Genomic DNA, 1,444 nt, shown 5'->3' on the forward strand with positions numbered 1-1,444 from the left:
TTTACGCAGCACAATTTCGGTGATTTCCGTTTTACCGCGCTTGATGGGGGTATCCAGTTGAATGGTCTTTTCAGTCTGCTTATCGCTCATTTTGCTGTCCTTTAAATTGGGTTCTGGCGCGGTATTCCTCGCCGTTCAGATAGATCAGAGGCCGAGTGCGTTGCGATGTGCTTCCATCAGGTCCACACCATCCACAATTTCCACCATGTTGATAAGGTCCACTTCATAGAGCACCTCACCATTGATAGTCAGCTTCGCGTAACTGTTGGTACTGGTCACTTTGGTGGTGTTGCTTTCGCCCGTCTTCCACTCGCCGGAGTCCACTTCTTTGTGACGTCCACGCACCACAAGCTCCACGGCCTGTACTTCCCCGGTATCATCACGCTGGATAGAGCCGGTAAAGCGCAACTGGATGCCATCCACCGTGGCTTTGCCCATCTGTTTAAACAGCAGCAGTTCAGTACCACCAATGGAAAATTCTGTGTCCAGAGCACTGTCATCCAGTCCCAGATCCACATCCACCGCACCCGGCATTCCGCCGCCGCGATACTTCTCATATTTGCGGGTGAATTTCGGCAGCGTCAGAGACTCTACGATCCCCTGCCAGTTGTTCCCGTCGTTAAACAGGTTCAGATGTTTTAATTTGCGTGGTAAAGCCATGTTGTCCCCTTACGCGCTGACCTGGCTGGAGAAATTCACCAGGTACTGATCGGTGATGCGCTGACGCAGCATCAGGTTTTCAAGTGGCGGCACTGGCGTGTAGTCGTAATCGATGGTGAGTTTTCCGGCTTTCAGCGTGTCTTTATCGTTCACCGACTCGTCCAGCCAGCAATCACCACCAATGAGATAGCCCTGACTGACCAGGCTGCGCATTTTGGCGCGGATACCTTCGATAATGTCGCGGGCCAGCGACGGGTTCAGCGGTTTGTCCACCGCCCACATGTGCGCTTCTGCCATCGTGTCCATCAGTACCTGCGCCGTGCGGGTGTAGTTTTCGAAGGCAAAGAGCGGGTCATCACTCAGGCAGCGGGAACCCCAGAAGCGGAAACCGTCTTTACGCACAAGCGTGGTGACGTCGTTCTGGTTCAGCAGACCTGCATCAGTTGCCGGGTCCTGCAGATCCCAGAACACATCAGCAGAAATTCCGGTGACACCGTTCACGCCCACGTTGGACAGGCTTTTGTGCCATCCAGTCTGCTCATCAATTTTGGCGCGCAGACCGAGCGCACGAGCGGTGGCATATGCCGTTGCTTCGGCATTCAGCACCGTGTCCCAGCCAGTAAAGTCAGGCCAGATCAGCATCCCTTCGCGCTGGCTGAAGTTTTCACGGTAGGTAAGCACTTCTTCCACTGTTTTGCAGCCATACACCGACAGGTAAGCAAACCCGCGCAGGCTTTGCGCCACACTCAGCAGCTCAGTCGCTACGGCTTTGTTATCGTGACCC

Annotated in this window: 2 protein-coding genes and 1 pseudogene; all 3 read right to left on the bottom strand. The window is 54.4% G+C overall.

The genetic code is table 11. From position 1 onward, the window contains the following. Window positions 1–90: pseudogene (locus tag D9742_RS23000) on the bottom strand (phage tail assembly protein); the annotation flags it as partial. Window positions 91–144: 54 nt separating this feature from the next. After that, complete coding sequence (locus D9742_RS23005) at window positions 145–660, bottom strand: phage major tail tube protein (protein WP_001207660.1); 516 nt, start codon at window positions 658–660, stop codon at window positions 145–147. A gap of 9 nt (window positions 661–669) precedes the next feature. After that, window positions 670–1,444, bottom strand: a 775-nt coding sequence (locus tag D9742_RS23010; protein ID WP_130238343.1) for a phage tail sheath subtilisin-like domain-containing protein, incomplete at its 5' end; no start/stop codon positions are given.

Origin of the sequence: Escherichia sp. E1V33, assembly GCF_004211955.1 — a bacterium.
Lineage (GTDB): Bacteria > Pseudomonadota > Gammaproteobacteria > Enterobacterales > Enterobacteriaceae > Escherichia.

What these genes read in the sequence shown, in the direction of transcription:
- D9742_RS23005 (WP_001207660.1), bottom strand. Translation starts at nt 660, where the DNA reads ATGGCTTTACCACGCAAATTAAAACATCTGAACCTGTTTAACGACGGG.